Annotated in this window: 14 protein-coding genes; 7 read left to right on the forward strand and 7 right to left on the reverse strand. The window is 56.7% G+C overall.

All coding sequences use genetic code 11. The annotated features are described in order from the left end of the window. The 5 genes from QMZ18_RS22955 to QMZ18_RS22975 all read right to left on the reverse strand — a co-directional run bounded on the left by QMZ18_RS22955 (position 1) and on the right by QMZ18_RS22975 (position 6,226). On the reverse strand, positions 1–429 hold the full coding sequence (locus tag QMZ18_RS22955) for a GNAT family N-acetyltransferase (protein WP_282608697.1): 429 nt from the start codon (positions 427–429) through the stop codon (positions 1–3). 512 nt (positions 430–941) lie between these two features. Further along, positions 942–1,541, reverse strand: coding sequence for a GNAT family N-acetyltransferase (locus tag QMZ18_RS22960; RefSeq protein ID WP_282608698.1), 600 nt, complete (start codon positions 1,539–1,541; stop codon positions 942–944). Positions 1,542–1,548: 7 nt separating this feature from the next. After that, positions 1,549–2,406: a 3-keto-5-aminohexanoate cleavage protein gene (locus tag QMZ18_RS22965; RefSeq protein ID WP_282608699.1), complete on the reverse strand. Its 858-nt coding sequence runs from the start codon at positions 2,404–2,406 to the stop codon at positions 1,549–1,551. Continuing rightward, positions 2,403–3,740 (reverse strand): aspartate aminotransferase family protein, encoded by a 1,338-nt coding sequence (locus QMZ18_RS22970; protein WP_282608700.1) that lies wholly within the window; start codon positions 3,738–3,740, stop codon positions 2,403–2,405. The genes QMZ18_RS22965 and QMZ18_RS22970 overlap by 4 nt, the downstream gene beginning before the upstream one ends. 5 nt (positions 3,741–3,745) lie before the next feature. After that, positions 3,746–6,226, reverse strand: a complete 2,481-nt coding sequence (locus tag QMZ18_RS22975) for an FAD-dependent oxidoreductase (RefSeq protein ID WP_282608701.1) — start codon at positions 6,224–6,226, stop codon at positions 3,746–3,748. A gap of 109 nt (positions 6,227–6,335) precedes the next feature. Between QMZ18_RS22975 and QMZ18_RS22980 the strand changes: the two genes are divergently transcribed. The 7 genes from QMZ18_RS22980 to QMZ18_RS23010 all read left to right on the forward strand — a co-directional run bounded on the left by QMZ18_RS22980 (position 6,336) and on the right by QMZ18_RS23010 (position 13,149). Continuing rightward, a complete protein-coding gene (locus tag QMZ18_RS22980; RefSeq protein WP_282608702.1) occupies positions 6,336–7,220 on the forward strand; it encodes a MurR/RpiR family transcriptional regulator in 885 nt (294 codons plus the stop codon). 32 nt (positions 7,221–7,252) lie between these two features. Then, entirely contained in the window at positions 7,253–8,635 is a 1,383-nt protein-coding gene (locus tag QMZ18_RS22985) for an MmgE/PrpD family protein (RefSeq protein ID WP_282608703.1), read from the forward strand. Between the two features lie 60 nt (positions 8,636–8,695). Next, positions 8,696–9,526, forward strand: a complete 831-nt coding sequence (locus QMZ18_RS22990) for a transporter substrate-binding domain-containing protein (RefSeq protein WP_282608704.1) — start codon at positions 8,696–8,698, stop codon at positions 9,524–9,526. A gap of 378 nt (positions 9,527–9,904) precedes the next feature. Continuing rightward, complete coding sequence (locus tag QMZ18_RS22995; RefSeq protein ID WP_322097263.1) at positions 9,905–10,561, forward strand: amino acid ABC transporter permease; 657 nt, start codon at positions 9,905–9,907, stop codon at positions 10,559–10,561. 1 nt (position 10,562) lies between these two features. Then, complete coding sequence (locus QMZ18_RS23000; RefSeq protein ID WP_282608705.1) at positions 10,563–11,504, forward strand: amino acid ABC transporter permease; 942 nt, start codon at positions 10,563–10,565, stop codon at positions 11,502–11,504. Positions 11,505–11,516: 12 nt separating this feature from the next. Continuing rightward, positions 11,517–12,299 carry an amino acid ABC transporter ATP-binding protein gene (locus QMZ18_RS23005; protein ID WP_282608706.1) on the forward strand — a complete coding sequence of 261 codons (783 nt, stop codon included), beginning with the start codon at positions 11,517–11,519 and terminating at the stop codon, positions 12,297–12,299. Between the two features lie 92 nt (positions 12,300–12,391). After that, positions 12,392–13,149 (forward strand): IS5 family transposase gene (locus tag QMZ18_RS23010; RefSeq protein WP_282608707.1). Its coding sequence is split into 2 segments (ribosomal slippage): positions 12,392–12,728 and positions 12,728–13,149, totalling 759 coding nucleotides; the frame shifts between segments, so codons are not numbered across the junction. Between the two features lie 767 nt (positions 13,150–13,916). Here the strand turns inward: QMZ18_RS23010 and QMZ18_RS23015 are convergent. Next, positions 13,917–14,612 carry a hypothetical protein gene (locus QMZ18_RS23015; RefSeq protein ID WP_282608708.1) on the reverse strand — a complete coding sequence of 232 codons (696 nt, stop codon included), beginning with the start codon at positions 14,610–14,612 and terminating at the stop codon, positions 13,917–13,919. Continuing rightward, positions 14,609–15,133 carry a hypothetical protein gene (locus QMZ18_RS23020; RefSeq protein WP_282608709.1) on the reverse strand — a complete coding sequence of 175 codons (525 nt, stop codon included), beginning with the start codon at positions 15,131–15,133 and terminating at the stop codon, positions 14,609–14,611. The genes QMZ18_RS23015 and QMZ18_RS23020 overlap by 4 nt, the downstream gene beginning before the upstream one ends. Between the last annotated feature and the right edge of the window lie 4 nt (positions 15,134–15,137).

Here is a 15,137-nt window from a genome sequence, read left to right on the forward strand (position 1 = left end):
CTATTTGGGATTGAAGGTCATGCGAAGAGTGACCTGTCCTGATTCTTGATGCACGAATTCCTCCGAACCCTTGAATCCGTATGCATTGTAGAATCTGCGCCCAATGGCATTCTCTTTGAAGACTTCGACCCTCAGCGGCCCTTTTTCGGCAACGGCTTTGTCAAGCATGGCTCTTCCGTAACCCTGACCGTGATAGGCTGGGTCGAGAAACAACCCGCCGACCACGTCCTCAATCAGAGCGATGAAGCCGACGACCTCACCGTCGATTTCTGTCACCCAGGTTTCGGCGAAAGCGAGATAAACGTTCCGCACATTTTCCGCCTCACGGTCGATAAAGTCATTTGTTAGAAAGGGATGAGCAAGTGCGCTTGCGCTTCGCCATGATGCGACAACGGCGTCTGTGTCTTCTTTTTCGAATTTTCTGATCATTGTCCGGCATGTCTTTCATGCTTCGCCTAGCGGCAAAACCGCTGACGTTCTGTGTACTTAGGATAAGACAAGAGAGTAGGGCTGCGGCACAGAGGTGCGGGCAGGCGTTGCTACTCAGCTTGAAACGGGGTGCTGTTTAGCGCCCCCAAGGTGCCATTGGCACCCGGTATCAGCGGGACATGAAATCTCCGGTTAAGCGAACGCACTACATAGGTCATTACTGCTTGGAAGTAAACCGGAGGTGGTTGCTCGAAGATATCTGCCAATGCTCTCCTGCGCGCAAAGTCTAACGACGCGACAATTATGCCTCGATAGACTTTGAGTTATCGACCTAAATCTCGTTTCCCAGAAAATCTGGAAATCAGCGATGAGCCTCTGCGCATCGCTTTGTGTTCGCCGTCGGACGCGACTTTCATGGGCTGAGTGAACCCAACAGCCTTTGGAAAGGCCTCAATGATCCGGTAAAAATTTTCGATGAGGTGCTTCGCGCATCTTTTGGTGTTTCAGGCGATTTACTTCAGCTCTTGAACCAGAAGAAGCGCGTTGCCGTCGGGATAGTGCAGACTGGGGTGGGGCACCAGCGGACGCTGGTCGCGCAGTTCGAAACCGCGCCGCTGGTAAAAGGCAAGCGCACGTGTGTTCTGATCGAAGCAGATGAGACTCAGGCGTGTCAGGCTTTCTTTTCGGGCGCGGTCTTCGGCGCAGTCCATCAGCTTTGCGCCGATCCCGCCGGATCGGAACTCTTTAACTACGGCAAGGCCGGATATGTAGAGTGACCCCGGGTCCTCGAGTTCCGAATAGGGTTTGAGCACTGGATCGCTTTCTGGGGCAGCGTCCGGGTCAACTGTCATTTTAAAGGCATGAAGCATGCCGATAACAATTCCACCGCGTTCCGCCAGATGGCAATTCTCGAAGGAAAAGACGGTGTTTGAACGGGCGTATCGTTGCGCGCCATGTTTAAGTAGCGATGTTCCTGCCGGTTTGCTCAGACTCCATATATATTCCGCGAGTCCATCAGAAGAAATGAGAAAAAGTGCGGCGATTGCGGCGCTGTCGCCTTCGACTGCGGGCCTGGTGATAACCCGATCGGCAGGACTGTTGTTGCCATTCATTGAAGGCCTACTGGTGCGGAGATACCCCCTGGCCAATGGCACCTAACACGCCACTGGCGCCTTCCACTGTCTGACCGCCTCGTCCCAGGCGTTTGGCGATCGCTGCGATGACATGAACCCGTTCCGCATTCGACTTCGCGACTTCGCCGTCCGCATGCCAGAGGCTATTCTCAAAACCGACGCGAGCGTGGCCGCCTAACGCCAGCGCTGCTGTCAGGGAGGCGGTTTCACTGTGCCCAAAACCGCAAACCATCCAATCGCTACTGACCTTTAGTCCGGAAACATTGAGGGCATCGACAAAGGGAAGTAGATCCTCAACTTCGCTTTCCAGATTCTTTGCATAGCGGCCGAGGACGAACAGCAGAGCGTGACGTTCTCCGGGGATTACGCCGCGTCTAGCCAGATCGGCAAAGCGGTGAATTTCTTCCGCGTCATAGAGGATATGCTGAACGGCGATCTCTTCCTGCAGTGCCCAGGCGTAGAAGTCCGATGCTTCGGCTTCCTTTTCCGGCGACGCAACCAGCTCCTTCAAGGCGGCGCTGAAGCCGCGTGGCTGAACCTCTCGCACAACTGCCATCTGCTGTTCGGGCTGGTAGATGCCGACAGCTTCGGTCGTAATCTGAGCGAAGACATCATCGCCGCATTCCCTGGTGATTGCGACGAGGAGTTCCTGATAAAGTGCAGCGTCCAGAATGTGCCTGCCGTCCGCACCGCGAACATGGGCGTGGATGGCTGTCGCGCCCGCCTCAGCGCATTCGGAAGCGACCCGTGCGGTTTCCGCGACGGTCACCGGAACAGCGGGATGATCATCCTTGGTTTTGCGGGCGCCGTTGGGCGCGACCATGATAGTGGCGGGAGACGTCATGCGGCGCCTATCTCCGTTAAGGCCGAAGACACGGCACGATCAAGTTTGTCGACGATTTCATCGAGCTGCGCATCTTCCAGAATGAAGGGAGGGGCGAGCAACACATGATCGCCGGTCTGACCATCAACCGTGCCGCCCATGGGATAACACATCAGACCTTCGTCCATGGCTGCTTTCTTGACCTTGGCATGGAGCTTATGCGCGGGTTCGAAAGGTATCTTGGTTTCGCGGTTGCGGACCAGTTCCAGTCCACGGAAGAGTCCGCGACCACGAATGTCGCCGATGTGTGGATGCTGGCCGAAACGGGCTTCAAGTCTTTCCTGCAGACTCTCACCGAGGGGTGCAACGCGCTCCACCAGTCCGTCGTCGACCAGGCGAGTCAGGACTGCGGTGCCCGCGGCACAGGCAGTAGGATGCCCGATATAGGTATGTCCATGCTGGAACATGCCTGATCCCTGTTCGATGGCATCGTAGATCTTATTCGTACAGAGCATGGCGCCGATAGGCTGATAGCCGGCACCCAGGCCTTTTGCGACGCTAAGAATGTCGGGTGAGATACCCTCCTGATCACATGCGAAGAGTGTACCTGTGCGGCCCATACCGCACATCACTTCGTCTAGGATTAGCAACACGCCGTATCGATCGCAAATCTCCCGAATCCGCTTGAAGTATCCCTCGACAGCAGGAACGGCGCCCAATGTTGCGCCGACCACGGGTTCGGCCAGGAAGGCGGCCACACTATCGGGGCCAAGCCGCTGGATTTCGTCTTCCAATTGGTTCGCGACCCGCTGGCCATAGTCGAATTCGCTCTCGCCCTCGGCCTGGCCGCGATAAGCGAAGCAAGGGTCGATGTGCGCCATCTCGACCAGAAGGGGTTCGAATTGGGCCCGCCGCCAGCGATTGCCGCCGGCCGCCAGTGCGCCGAGCGTGTTGCCGTGATAGGACTGCCAGCGCGCGATGACGTGCTTGCGCTGCGGCTGGCCGATTTCAACGAAGTACTGCCGGGCGAGCTTGAGTGCGGCTTCCATCGCCTCCGAGCCGCCTGACACAAAGTAGACACGGTCGAGACTGCCGGGCGCCAGTTCAATCAGTTTGTCGGCCAGAGCCTCGGCCGGCGGCGAAGTAAAGAACCCGGTGTGGGCATAGGCGATGGAATCGATCTGGGATCGTATTGCCTCGGTTACCGCCGGGTCCGAGTGGCCCAGGCAAGAAACAGCCGCACCGCCGCAGGCATCGAGATACTGCTTGCCGTTATCATCGACGATGTAGGCGCCGTCGCCGTGGGAAACGACCGGTGGGCGGACTTTGGTGTGACGGGGAAAAACGTGACTCATGAGATCTACGCTTTCTGGAGCTGACGCTCCGTTGGTCGGGGTGTGGATTTCATGCGTTCGCCCTTTGGATCGTACGCCGCCTGCAAAGAGACTGTCGCAGGATGGTAGGTGCCCGCAATATCTATCTGCACTTCATAACCCTCTCGGGCAATGTTGGCGTCGATGAAGGCGAGGGCGACCGGCCTGCGGACACGAAAGCCGTAGGCGGCGGACGTTACCTGTCCGACTGGGCGACCGTCGCAGAGGACCGGTTCGTGACCGATTGGCCAAATTTGCTGCTGTTGGGGCAGCAGTGTGACCAAGCGGGTTGTCGGAGAGGCTCGCTTCTGATTCATAAGGGCTTCGCGGCCGATGAAGCCTTGATCGCTATTGAGCTTGACCGCAAACCCGAGACCTGCGGCCAGTGGCGTCGTATCAGGCCCGATATCGTGTCCGATGGCGAGGAATTGTTTTTCGATGCGAAGAGAAGTTTGCGCATAGGCACCCGCCAACCTGATGCCGTGGTCATGGCCTGCCGTCATGAGAGCATCGAAAATCCGGCCGGCATTGGCGTTTGGCACGATCAGTTCCCAACCTAGTTCACCGACATAGGATAGTCGAACCGCGTGAAGCGCGATGCCCGCGACCTTGAGGCTTTGGTGGGTGAAGAAGGAAAAGCTGTCATCGGACAGATCAGAGTCGCTCAACGGCTGCAGCAGCGCACGACTCTTCGGGCCCATGACACCGAGGATTGAGAAGTCTTCAGTGATCTCGGTGATGCTGAGGTCTTCATTCGAATGCTGTTCCCGCCGGAGCCACGCGAGATCCCGCCTGATCCGGCCGGTGCTGGGCAGCATCAGGTATTCCTCGGGTGAGAACCTTAAAACGGTTAAGTCGCTTTCGATTCCACCCTTCCGGTTGAGTATCGATGTATAGGTTGCCCGGCCCGCGGCGCGCCCCATGTCGTTGGCGCAGATACGCTGGAGAAAGCGCTCGGCATCGGGGCCCTGAACTTTGATTTTCCCAAAGCTTGATTGTTCGAAAAGCGCGACATCTTCGTGGGCTGCGCGACATTCTTCTGACACGACATTGAACCAGCCGGGCCGATCGAAGGTAAGGCTGTCGTCGACGTTACCCTCAGGATCGAAATAGAGCGGACGTTCCCAGCCGAACCTCTGGCCGAACACAGCACCCGCCCGAACCAGCCTTTCATGGGTCGCAGTCTGGCGAAGATTCCGCGCCGTTGTGTGTTCTTTGCCTGGAAAGGAGATCGCGTAATGTTCGCCCAGGACCTCGGGCGCGCGTGCGAACAAAGCATCCGTTTCGGCCTCGCAGGGGTGAAATCGGGCAGGGTGGACCTCGTCGAGATCCATCGGGGCTTGACCCTCCACGATCCAGGTGGCCAGGGCCTTGCCGGCCCCGCCGCCCGTTGCGACCCCGACTGAATTCATACCGCAACCTAGATAAAGGCCGTCTACCTCTGGCGCAGGTCCGAGCAGGAAGCTGCCGTCGGGCGTGAAGCTCTCCGGCCCGTTCAGCAGCATGCGGACTTCGGCGGTCTCTAAAACCGGAATCCGGTGCAGTCCCGTCATCATCATGGGTTCGAAGTGATCCCAGTCTTCGGGTAGCAAGTCGAAAGCGAACTCATTGGGCAGATTTTCCAGGCGGATCGCCTTGCCCATGGGCTCGAAGCAGCCGACCAGCAGTCCGCCGACATCGTCGCGGATGTAGAGATGCCCGTCGTGATCGCTGAGGGTGGGCAAATGTCCTGCGATCCCGTCTATGGGCTTGGTCAACAGATAGAAGTGTTCGCAGGCTTGTACCGGGATCGTCACGCCTGCGAGCTTGGCGATTTCTTTACTCCAGAGGCCGCCGCAGATGACGGACGTTTCGCAATTGATATGGCCGCGCGGGGTGTCGACACCCGTGATTCGGTCGCCGGCTTTGGAAAATCCCGATACGGGAGTGTCCTCGAACACCCGCACGCCGTTTGCTTTGGCTGATTTGACCAGTGCTGCACAAAGGTCCGAGGGGTTCACGCGTCCGTCGCTTGGTGAATAGATCGCACCGATGACATCGTCGGTCCGGGCGAGCGGCCAGAAGTCTTTGACCTCCTCGGCCGTTATCTCCTGGACCGGCACATCGTAAAGCCGTGCCAAAGCTGCCTGTCTACGGATGTGCGTGAGACGATCCGCATTGGTTGCGATTGAGAGGGAGCCGGTCTGGTACCAGCCGGTGGATTGCCCGGTTTCAATCTCCAGACTGCTGTAGAGCGCGACCGAGTCCTTGATCAGCTGCGTCAGGTTTCGAGTAGAACGCAACTGCCTGACCTGCGCCGCGGAATGCCAGGTCGTGCCGCAGGTAAGCTGTTTACGTTCCAGCAGGATAACGTCCTTAACCCCCGATTTCGCGAGATGGTAGGCGGTGGAACAGCCCATGATTCCGCCACCGATGATGACGACAGTGGCCGTTTTGGGGAGGATTGTTTCTGGCGCAGTTCGACTCATTCCAACGGCCCGGATTCTCGCTGTTTCAGAGAGTGGATCATTTGTTTCAACAATAATTGTGATTGAAACAGTCGCGTCAAGTGGTTATTGTCGCGGAATGGGGGTTGATATGCATACGCGCCTGGATGCGGCTTACGAGCGCCTGGGGCCGCGGCTGAAGATCGCCGCACGCTACGTTTTGGATCACCCTGACGATGTCGCGCTTTATTCCATGCGGACGCTGGCCGAGCGGGCAGGGGTGGCGCCGGCAACGCTCTCCAGATTGGCGCGGGCGATCCAGTGCGAGGACTATGAGACCTTTCGGCACAGCTACCGTGTGCTGGTCACCGGCCGTCATCAGCCCGGCGCTTCCTTTGCTGGCCGTGCACGCGCCTTGAAGGCGGATGCCGGCAACATGAAAGGGGTTATGCGTCAGCAGGCCGATGCTGTGGTCGCCAACATCGATTCCTTCTTGGCTGCTGGATATCAGGAGAGCCTGGAGCAAGCTGCGGATCTTTTGATATCAGCTCGGACGGTCCAGGTCGTGGGGATGATGAGCGGTTTTTCGCTCGCCATCTATGCACATTACGTGGCCAGCATGGCCTTTCCAAACTGGTCTCTGCTGCGCACCCAGGGGGGCAGTATTGCCAATTCGCTCTATGACTTAACCTCAGAGGATGCGGTCATCGCTTTTTCTTCGGAGCCATACTCGCGCGCGACCATAGTCGCCTGCCAGGATGCCCGCGCCGCCGGTGTCAAGGTCGTTGCCGTCACCGACCGGCGCTCCGCACCTCTGGCCCGCATCGCCGATGTGGCCTTGGTCGCGCCGGCGGATTCTCCACATTATTTTCCTTCGATCGCGGCGCAGGTCGCGGTGGTCGAAGGTCTACTGAGCACTATGCTGAAGCGTGCCGGGCCGGAGACGCTAACCAAGATCGAGACCATAGAAGCCGCACGTCATGCCTACGGCGAATATTGGGACGAGGAGAAAGAGCCGACATCTGCGAGAGCGTAAATGGGGACAAAAGGGGCTGCATAAAAACTAAAATGAGTGACATTTGCCACAGCTTTGCGAATTGGAGCGCGAGTCTCGCGCCGGAAGCGATTCCGGCGGCGGTGATGGCTGTTGCCCGATGCGCGGTCCGCGATACCATTGGCGTGATCGCCGCAGCGACTGCTCATCCAATGCTGCCGGCTCTGACGGATATATATGGCAAGAGCGACGGTCTCTCTTCGGCAACCGGATGCGCCAAGGGATTGACTGCTGAAAACGCGGCTCTCATCAACGGTGCAGCAGCCCATGCCTGGGATTTCGATGACACCAGCTACACCGGCATCATGCACGGATCGGCGGTAGTGTTTCCGGTGGTCTTCGCGGTGGCCGAAGAGGCCGGCGCGGGCGAAGAGGAGATGCTGGCGGCGTTTATCGCAGGGTCCGAGGTGACTTACACTCTGGCCGACATCTGCACTCATGCTCACTACTTCAGGGGGTGGTGGAGCACGGTGACCTTCGGACTGATCGGCGCGACGGCGGCCGCTGCAAAGCTATACGGTTTGAACCTAGAGCAGACGGCCAATGCTCTTGGACTCGCGGCGGCGGCATCGGGCGGCGGCAAGTCCGTCTTTGGGAGTGACGGCAAGCCTTTCCTGGTCGGTGAGGCGGCGCGCCGGGCGATTGAGTTCGCGAGGGTCGCAGGTGCGGGTTTGAGCGGACCGATGAGTGCTTTCGAGGATGAGCGTGGGTTCCTGGTACTGCTGAACGACGGCGAGGCGAAGATGGATGAACTGGACAGCCTCGGCCGGCGCTGGCGTCTGGCTGACCCGGGGCTGCTGTTCAAGACCAGCCCGGTCTGTTCCGCGGCTCATGCGGCGATTGAGGCGGCGGATGAGATTTTCAAGACGTCAGGAGCGAATCTTGATGACATCGACGTAATCCGGCTCGAGGTGCCGGAATTGGTGCGAATCAGTCTGGTTTACGACCGGCCGGAGACACCACAGCAGGCGCAGTTTTCACTGCCCTACGCAGTGGTCTGCGGACTGCTTACCGGTAAGGTACGGCTCGAGGATCTGGAGCCGGTGGAAATTGCATCCGCTCGCAAGCGTGCGCTGATGGATCGCATCAGCATTTCCGTCGCGGCGGATCTCTCCAGCGACGAGATGCGGGGGCGCTTTCCGGAGTCTGCACGGCTGCGGCTGTCTCTAAAGGACGGCAGCGCACATGACTCCTTCTGCGGTGAGTCGGCCGGCATGCCCAATCGGCCGCTGAGCGGTGCGCAGTTGCGTGAGAAATTCGAATCTTGTCTATCGTACGGTGACGTAGAGGTGCAGACTGGATCGAACGAACAAGAGAATCTGAAGACATTGGCCCGGCGGATCATTGGATACAGACGGGCTGATGAAAGAACCGGAGAGCCGAGCCTGGTGGCATAGGGGCGGCTGACCGGACAAAAGTGAGATAAAAACCATCAAGCAAAGAAACGGGAGAAGACTATGAGGAAAATGATTAGCCTGTTGAGCGCCACGGCCATGACCTTGGTTGCGACCAGCGCCTATGCCGAGCAGTGCACCAACGACACCTGGAACAAGGTTATGTCGCGCGGCAAGCTGGTCGTGGGCGTGAAGGCGGACTACAAGCCCTGGGGATTCCGCGACGAGAGCGGCAATCTGGTCGGCATGGAGATCGACATGGCGCAGTCGGTTGCGGACGCCATGGGCGTTGAGCTGGAAACCGTTGCCGTGCAGTCCTCCAACCGCATGCAGTTTCTGGAGCAGGGCAAGATCGACCTGATGATCGCCACCATGTCCGACCGCCCGGACCGCCGCGAGATCGTCGGTATCGTCGGCCCGAACTACTACACCTCGGGCACCAACATCCTGGCGCCGAAGGCCTTGAAGTTCGCCGACTGGGAACAGCTGCGCGACCGTCCGGTCTGCGGCAAGCAGGGCGCCTTCTATAACAAAATCGTCGAAGAACGCTACGGCGCCAAGGTCGTGGCCTTCGGAGGCAACGCCGAAGCCAAGCAGGCCTTGCGCGACAAGAAGTGCATCGCCTTCGTCTATGACGACAGCTCCATCGTCGCCGATCTGTCTTCGGGCAACTGGGATCAGTTCGAGATGCCCCTGAAGACCGAAGACGACAACCCCTGGGCGCTGGCCGTGCCGAAAGCCGAACAGAACTGCGTCTTCGGACAGTTCATGTCCGGCATGCAGTACAACTGGCATCGGAGTGGAACTCTCGTCGAGCTTGAGAAAAAGTGGGGCATCCAGCCGACCGCGTATCTGCAAAACCAGAAAGAGCGCTTCGCCGACTGGATTAAGTAAGCTTTTCCGACTGGGAGCGGCCGCTCGTTTCGGCCGCTCCCAAACGGTAGGCGCGAGAACGATTCACTGCCGACGAGCAGTGGGCGCAGATTCGATATAAAAAGAACGTCGCCGGCCAACGGCGGTTCAATTGAAACAGGGTTCGATGTAAAAAAGCGGGAGTTTGAGTCGAGCTTCAGGAGAGGATTTCGCGAGAACCGGAGCATACTTCAGGTATGTGAGGACAGAAGCGGAAGCTTCGACGCAGAGATCGGCCGAAATGCCGCTTTTTAGGGGGATGTCATCGAAGCGATTCAGGAATTTTTTCGAGAAGTAGCCGCCAACCATCCGACCTGGAACTTCATCTTCTTCTACGAGGCGACTCAGTGGAACAAGGTGATGTCGGGGTTGTGGATGACCATCCAGCTCTCGGTCGTCTGCATTCTCTTTTCTCTGGTGATCGGCGTGGTGGGCGCGGGCATGCAGGGTGCCAAGAGCGCCGTTTTGCGCGCCGTCGTGGCGGGCTATATCCAGTTCTTCCGCAACACGCCGCCCTTCGTGCAGCTGCTGTTCTTCTACTTTGCGCTGGGGCAGTTCACGCCGACCTATTCGCCGGACGGCTGGCTGGAGATCCCGATCATCAGCAACGTGGGCTGGGCGATCATTTCGCTCTCCTTCTTCGCCGGCGCCTTCAACGTGGAGATCTTCCGCGCCGGGGTTGAGGCGGTGCCGAAGTCGACCCAGGAGGCGGCCGAGGCGCTGGGCTACACGCGGCTGCAGATCTACGGCCACATCGTCTTTCCCCTGGCGTTGCGGGTGTCGATTCCCGCGCTGAACAACAATCTGGTCAACCTGGTCAAGACCACGACCCAGGCCTTCGTGATCGCGGTGCCGGAGCTGCTCTATCAGTCGGTGACCATCTGGAATGATTATCCTTCGGCGCAGTATCCCATGATGACCTTTTTGTTCTTTGCCTATCTCGGGCTGGTCGGCGTGGTGGTGGTCGGCATGAACAAGTGGGAGCGCACCATGCGCATCCCCGGATATGGAGGCTGACATGATCAGAAACTCCATTCGCAGTCATTCTATTCGCCGCAACGCCATTCGCCGTGACGCCATTCCGGGCGTGACCGCCGCAGCCAAAACCGACCTGCCGGTTCTGCATTCCTTCAAGGCCACTTACAGCGGTCCGGGCGAACTGGGTTTCAGCCGCTGGCTGGCGAGCCTTCCGGCCTGGAGCGTCTTCGTCCTGATCGCGGTCGCCGGGCTCTGGCCCTTGAGCGCGCTGGCGCAGGGTGGCGGTTTCACGACCGGCGATGCCTTCGAGGCTCTGCTGCGCTGGATCCCCTATCTGTTGACCAGCGGCTTTGCACTCACCATCCTGATTTCTTTCCTGACCATGCTGGTCGGTACCATCTTCGGAGTGCTTCTGGGGCTGGGACAGATCTCGCCCAATCCGCTGATCGCCAAGCCGAGCTGGTTCATAACCCAGGTGTTCCGCAACTCGCCCTGGCTGGTGCTGCTCTTCATCGTGATGCTGTCCTTTCCATTCGAGATTCAGATCGGCGATCTGATCATCCCGGTGCCGGACTGGATCAAGGCGGTGATCGGGCTGGCCCTGCCGATCATGGCCAACATTTCCGAGATCGTGCGCGGCGCCATCAATTCGGTGCCGACGGCCCAGTGGGAGGCAGCCGAGTGCCTGGCTTTCTCGCGCCGCCAGACCCTGTTTGAGATCATCCTGCCGCAGTGTATCAAGCGCATGATTCCACCCTGGATGAACTGGTACGCGATCCTGACCATGGCCACACCCATTGTCTCGATCCTGGGGGTCAACGAGGTGCTGAACCTGGCCCGTCAGGCGATCGAGGCCGAGGACAATCACCCGGAATTGCTGATCCCCTTCTACAGCTTCGTACTGGTGATCTTTTTCGTCTACTGCTACCCGATTGCGCGCCTGACCATCCGGCTCGAGCGCAAGTTCGCGGTCAAACTCTGAGGCATTAGAATTATGGCCGAGACCAACACTGCAACCGCTGTCGCCGCCGGGGACTGGACCCCGGAACAGCCCATCGTGGCGCTGAACGAAGTGCGTAAATCCTTCGGCGACCTGGAGGTCCTGAAGGGCATCACCTTCAATGTGATGAAGGGCGAGGTGATCTGCATCATCGGCCCTTCGGGCTCCGGCAAGTCGACGCTCATTCGCTGCGTCAACGCGCTGAACCCGATCGACTCAGGCTCGATCAAGGTGGAGGGGCAAGAGGTCCACGACGCCCACCTGGACAAGCTGGCCCTGCGCAAAAAGGTCGGCATGGTGTTCCAGCAGTACAACCTCTTCCCCCACAAGACCGCGATCCAGAACGTCATGATGGCGCCGGTCCAGGTCCTGAAACAGGACAAGGCCGAGGTCGAGGAACGGGCGCGCAAACTGATCAAGAAGGTGCGCCTGGAAGGTAAGGAAGACAGCTATCCCGGCGAACTCTCCGGCGGCCAGCAACAGCGCGTCGCCATCGCAAGATCACTCGCCATGAACCCGGACATCATGCTGTTCGACGAGGTCACGGCGGCCCTCGATCCCGAGACGGTCAAGGAAGTGCTGGTCACCATCAAGGAACTGGCCCAGGATGGCATGACCTGCATGCTGGTCACCCACGAGATGGGATTTGCGCGGGAGGTTGCGGATCATATTTACTTCACGGATCGGGGCGTGATCGTGGAGCACGGGCCGCCGGCAACGTTTTTTAGTGACGCGAAGGACTCAAGGACGCAGGAGTTTTTGGGGCAGATTTTATAGGTAAATTCTTTTAGTTCTTAGGCTCCGGACCCATAAAATGGGTTCCCTATCGAATGGATTTGTGATTCAAGGTTTCCGAAGGGAGCCCCATGATGGATCACGACTATTTTTGGCTCGACGACACGCAGTTTTCTCGGCTTGAACCGCTGCTACCGACCGATACACGTGGCGTGCCGCGTGTTGATGACCGTCGGGTTATCAGCGGGATCGTCCATGTCTTGAAGAGCGGCGGACGTTGGGTCGATGCGCCGGCCGTCTATGGGCCGCGCAAAACGCTCTACAATCGGTTTGTGCGTTGGGCGGCCAAAGGCGTATGGGCGGAAATCTTTCATGCTCTGGCCTCGGCCGGTGGCCCACCGGCGGAATTTCTGATCGATTCATCGGCAGTAAAGGCTCACCGCTGCGCTTCGGGCGCTAAAGGGGGGAGCTCAGCCAGGCCATAGGCCGCTCGCGCGGCGGGCGCACCACTAAGATCCACGCCCTGACTGACCGCCACTGCCGTCCCATAGCCTTCCACCTGACCGGTGGCCAGGTGGCAGATTGCACAGCGGCCGATGCTCTGCTGGAGCTCATGCCAGAAATCGAAATTCTTCACGGCGACAAAGGCTATGACAGCGATGCCGTACGGCGGAAGATCGAGAGCAAAGGTGCCGCCCCGAACATCCCACCCAAAGTCAACAAGCGATGGAAGAACTGCTTCTCGCCAGCACTCTACCGGTCACGAAACGCCATCGAGCGTATGTTCGGACGCCTCAAGGACTTCAGAAGAATCGCAACTCGATACGACCGTCTCGCAAAAAACTTCCTCGCCGCTGTCTGTCTCGCTGCGACTGTATGTTACTGGTTATGAGTCTGGAGCCTAGTCCGATTTCCTCGGCTTGCGTTTTAGGTATTTGAGCAGATCCGCGAACACATGTCTGGTATCTACCTCTATTTACATGACAGAGCGTTCATCGGTGTTGAAATTGGTGAGAAAATATGCGACTTATACGATATTGAAAATACTTTTTATTAACAATAGGTGGTGTGGGGGCGGAGACGTGACTAAAGCCTGTAGGCTTATGGCCATAGCAATCCTTTATTTGGTGTCTTGTAATCACTCATTGTTTGCCGCGGAGAAAATATCTGAATTTAAGCCTAATCAAGCGCTAGTCGTCTGGGAGTCTGAGGCTATAGCAACTGACAACAATGGCGTTCTTCAGAGGAAGTTATTAGGGACAGTTTTGGATACATTTATGTGCACCTTATCAGGTTCAGGGTTTTATCGACATGGAGACCCAAACAGAGGGTGGTTACAATGTCGAGTTCGAACAGAGGGGGCCAATTGGTATTTGGAAGCAGACGGACCATCACACAATCAAGGTACAGGTGGAGGAGCCGCTCAGTCCCAATGCCGAGCAATTTGTATAGGGACGAGTGTTCCTAACAATTAGCTTTACGAAAAAAACTAGAAGCTCCTCGTTTTGTTACATGTCGTGGTGTGCGCTTTGCGAGTACCTCTTATTGGTTCGAGGTGAATGGCTTGTGTTGATAAAGTCATGGCGCTACCCACTCGCTAAAGACTGCTTGCATTTGTAGCGTCAGTTTCTTTTGTCTATTGTCTACACAATGAGTATTTTAGATGTCCATCCGCCCGGGGCCGTTCGACCATTCAATGGTGCGCCTGAAGCGACCATTGCTCTGCTCAATGTTCCAAAATCTCTTCTCGTGACTTTTTAGGCTTAACTTTTCATATAGTTGATCTTTATCAATAATGTTATAGATTAGATGCAGAATAGGCGCGTGATCGCCAGGATAGTACTCGTCGGTAATGTTTTGACTTGACGCAAGATGCAACGACATCGCTGTCTCTTCAACGACGTACGCGCGCGACCTGGCGATTAGATCATCTTTAGTTAAATGACTAATGCCGGGACGGGATCGCTTTATAAAGTGATCTGTTCTTTCGCGAACCGCGGCTACAAGCGTATGTTCACTGACGATAAGCATATAGACGCGTCTTAAGATATCAATAAACTCTGGCGTACAGAATTGCCTCCACGACTGGACCAAGACCTCTAGCTTGCCTTTTTCGGATCTTTGTATCGCGTTCTCAACATAACGAAATCGGTCTCTAACTAGCTTATAAATCTCGTTTGGATCATCATCAAAAACCGGACGATTGTAACAATACAAATCATCTGCAAGGACAATATGGAGGCGAGCATGAATCTTTGCACACATCGCAATTGTGCTTATGAGATAATCTCGGTCAAATGCTTGGCTGTCCATGCTCACAACCGTCATTGCATTCTTGCCAAAGCGCCCAATCATGGTCCCAATTCCGGCGGCGGAGCTGGCGAAGGGTTCAATATGTATTTTATTAAACCAACAATAACGAATAATAAGAAGGAGGCGACGGTGAAAAAGGCAAAAATAGCTATTAGAGCCTTTTTTACGGGATCGACTATATCTTGGTTCAAGTTAAGCACTGGAAACGTCGAAGGATCTTGGTTAGAAGATTTTTCAATTACAACACCCAGGTAAGGTGTTTTAATCTTTAAGCTCGATGCGTCAACTATTTCAATTTTTTGACTACGATCATCAGAAAACAGTTCATCCTGAATCCTATCGAAGCCAAATCCAATAACCAAAAAAACGAATAATATTAAAGCTGTAAGTCCCAAGTTTCCAAAAAAGAGGCTTCCAACAACAAGCCTCAGCCTAGTGTTCTTTTCTGGTGACCCAATATCAATTTTATTGAGCCATCGAAATAGCGTAACTCTAATTTTGGTTAATCCACCAAATAGCAATGCGATTAAGGTCGCTAGTGCGACGTACTCTTGTATCCCCATGATA

The sequence above is a fragment of the Pelagibius sp. Alg239-R121 genome (genome assembly GCF_947331435.1).
GTDB lineage: Bacteria > Pseudomonadota > Alphaproteobacteria > Kiloniellales > Kiloniellaceae > Denitrobaculum.

Bases quoted from the DNA above. Each gene is read 5' to 3' on its own strand.
- QMZ18_RS22960 (WP_282608698.1), bottom strand. From the start codon at position 1,541: ATGAATGGCAACAACAGTCCTGCCGATCGGGTTATCACCAGGCCCGCA.
- QMZ18_RS23000 (WP_282608705.1), top strand. From the start codon at position 10,563: ATGATCAGAAACTCCATTCGCAGTCATTCTATTCGCCGCAACGCCATT.
- QMZ18_RS23015 (WP_282608708.1), bottom strand. From the start codon at position 14,612: ATGATTGGGCGCTTTGGCAAGAATGCAATGACGGTTGTGAGCATGGAC.
- QMZ18_RS22970 (WP_282608700.1), bottom strand. From the start codon at position 3,740: ATGAGTCACGTTTTTCCCCGTCACACCAAAGTCCGCCCACCGGTCGTT.
- QMZ18_RS22965 (WP_282608699.1), bottom strand. From the start codon at position 2,406: ATGACGTCTCCCGCCACTATCATGGTCGCGCCCAACGGCGCCCGCAAA.
- QMZ18_RS22980 (WP_282608702.1), top strand. From the start codon at position 6,336: ATGCATACGCGCCTGGATGCGGCTTACGAGCGCCTGGGGCCGCGGCTG.
- QMZ18_RS23005 (WP_282608706.1), top strand. From the start codon at position 11,517: ATGGCCGAGACCAACACTGCAACCGCTGTCGCCGCCGGGGACTGGACC.
- QMZ18_RS22995 (WP_322097263.1), top strand. From the start codon at position 9,905: ATGTCGGGGTTGTGGATGACCATCCAGCTCTCGGTCGTCTGCATTCTC.
- QMZ18_RS22955 (WP_282608697.1), bottom strand. From the start codon at position 429: ATGATCAGAAAATTCGAAAAAGAAGACACAGACGCCGTTGTCGCATCA.
- QMZ18_RS22975 (WP_282608701.1), bottom strand. From the start codon at position 6,226: ATGAGTCGAACTGCGCCAGAAACAATCCTCCCCAAAACGGCCACTGTC.
- QMZ18_RS23020 (WP_282608709.1), bottom strand. From the start codon at position 15,133: ATGGGGATACAAGAGTACGTCGCACTAGCGACCTTAATCGCATTGCTA.
- QMZ18_RS22985 (WP_282608703.1), top strand. From the start codon at position 7,253: ATGAGTGACATTTGCCACAGCTTTGCGAATTGGAGCGCGAGTCTCGCG.
- QMZ18_RS22990 (WP_282608704.1), top strand. From the start codon at position 8,696: ATGAGGAAAATGATTAGCCTGTTGAGCGCCACGGCCATGACCTTGGTT.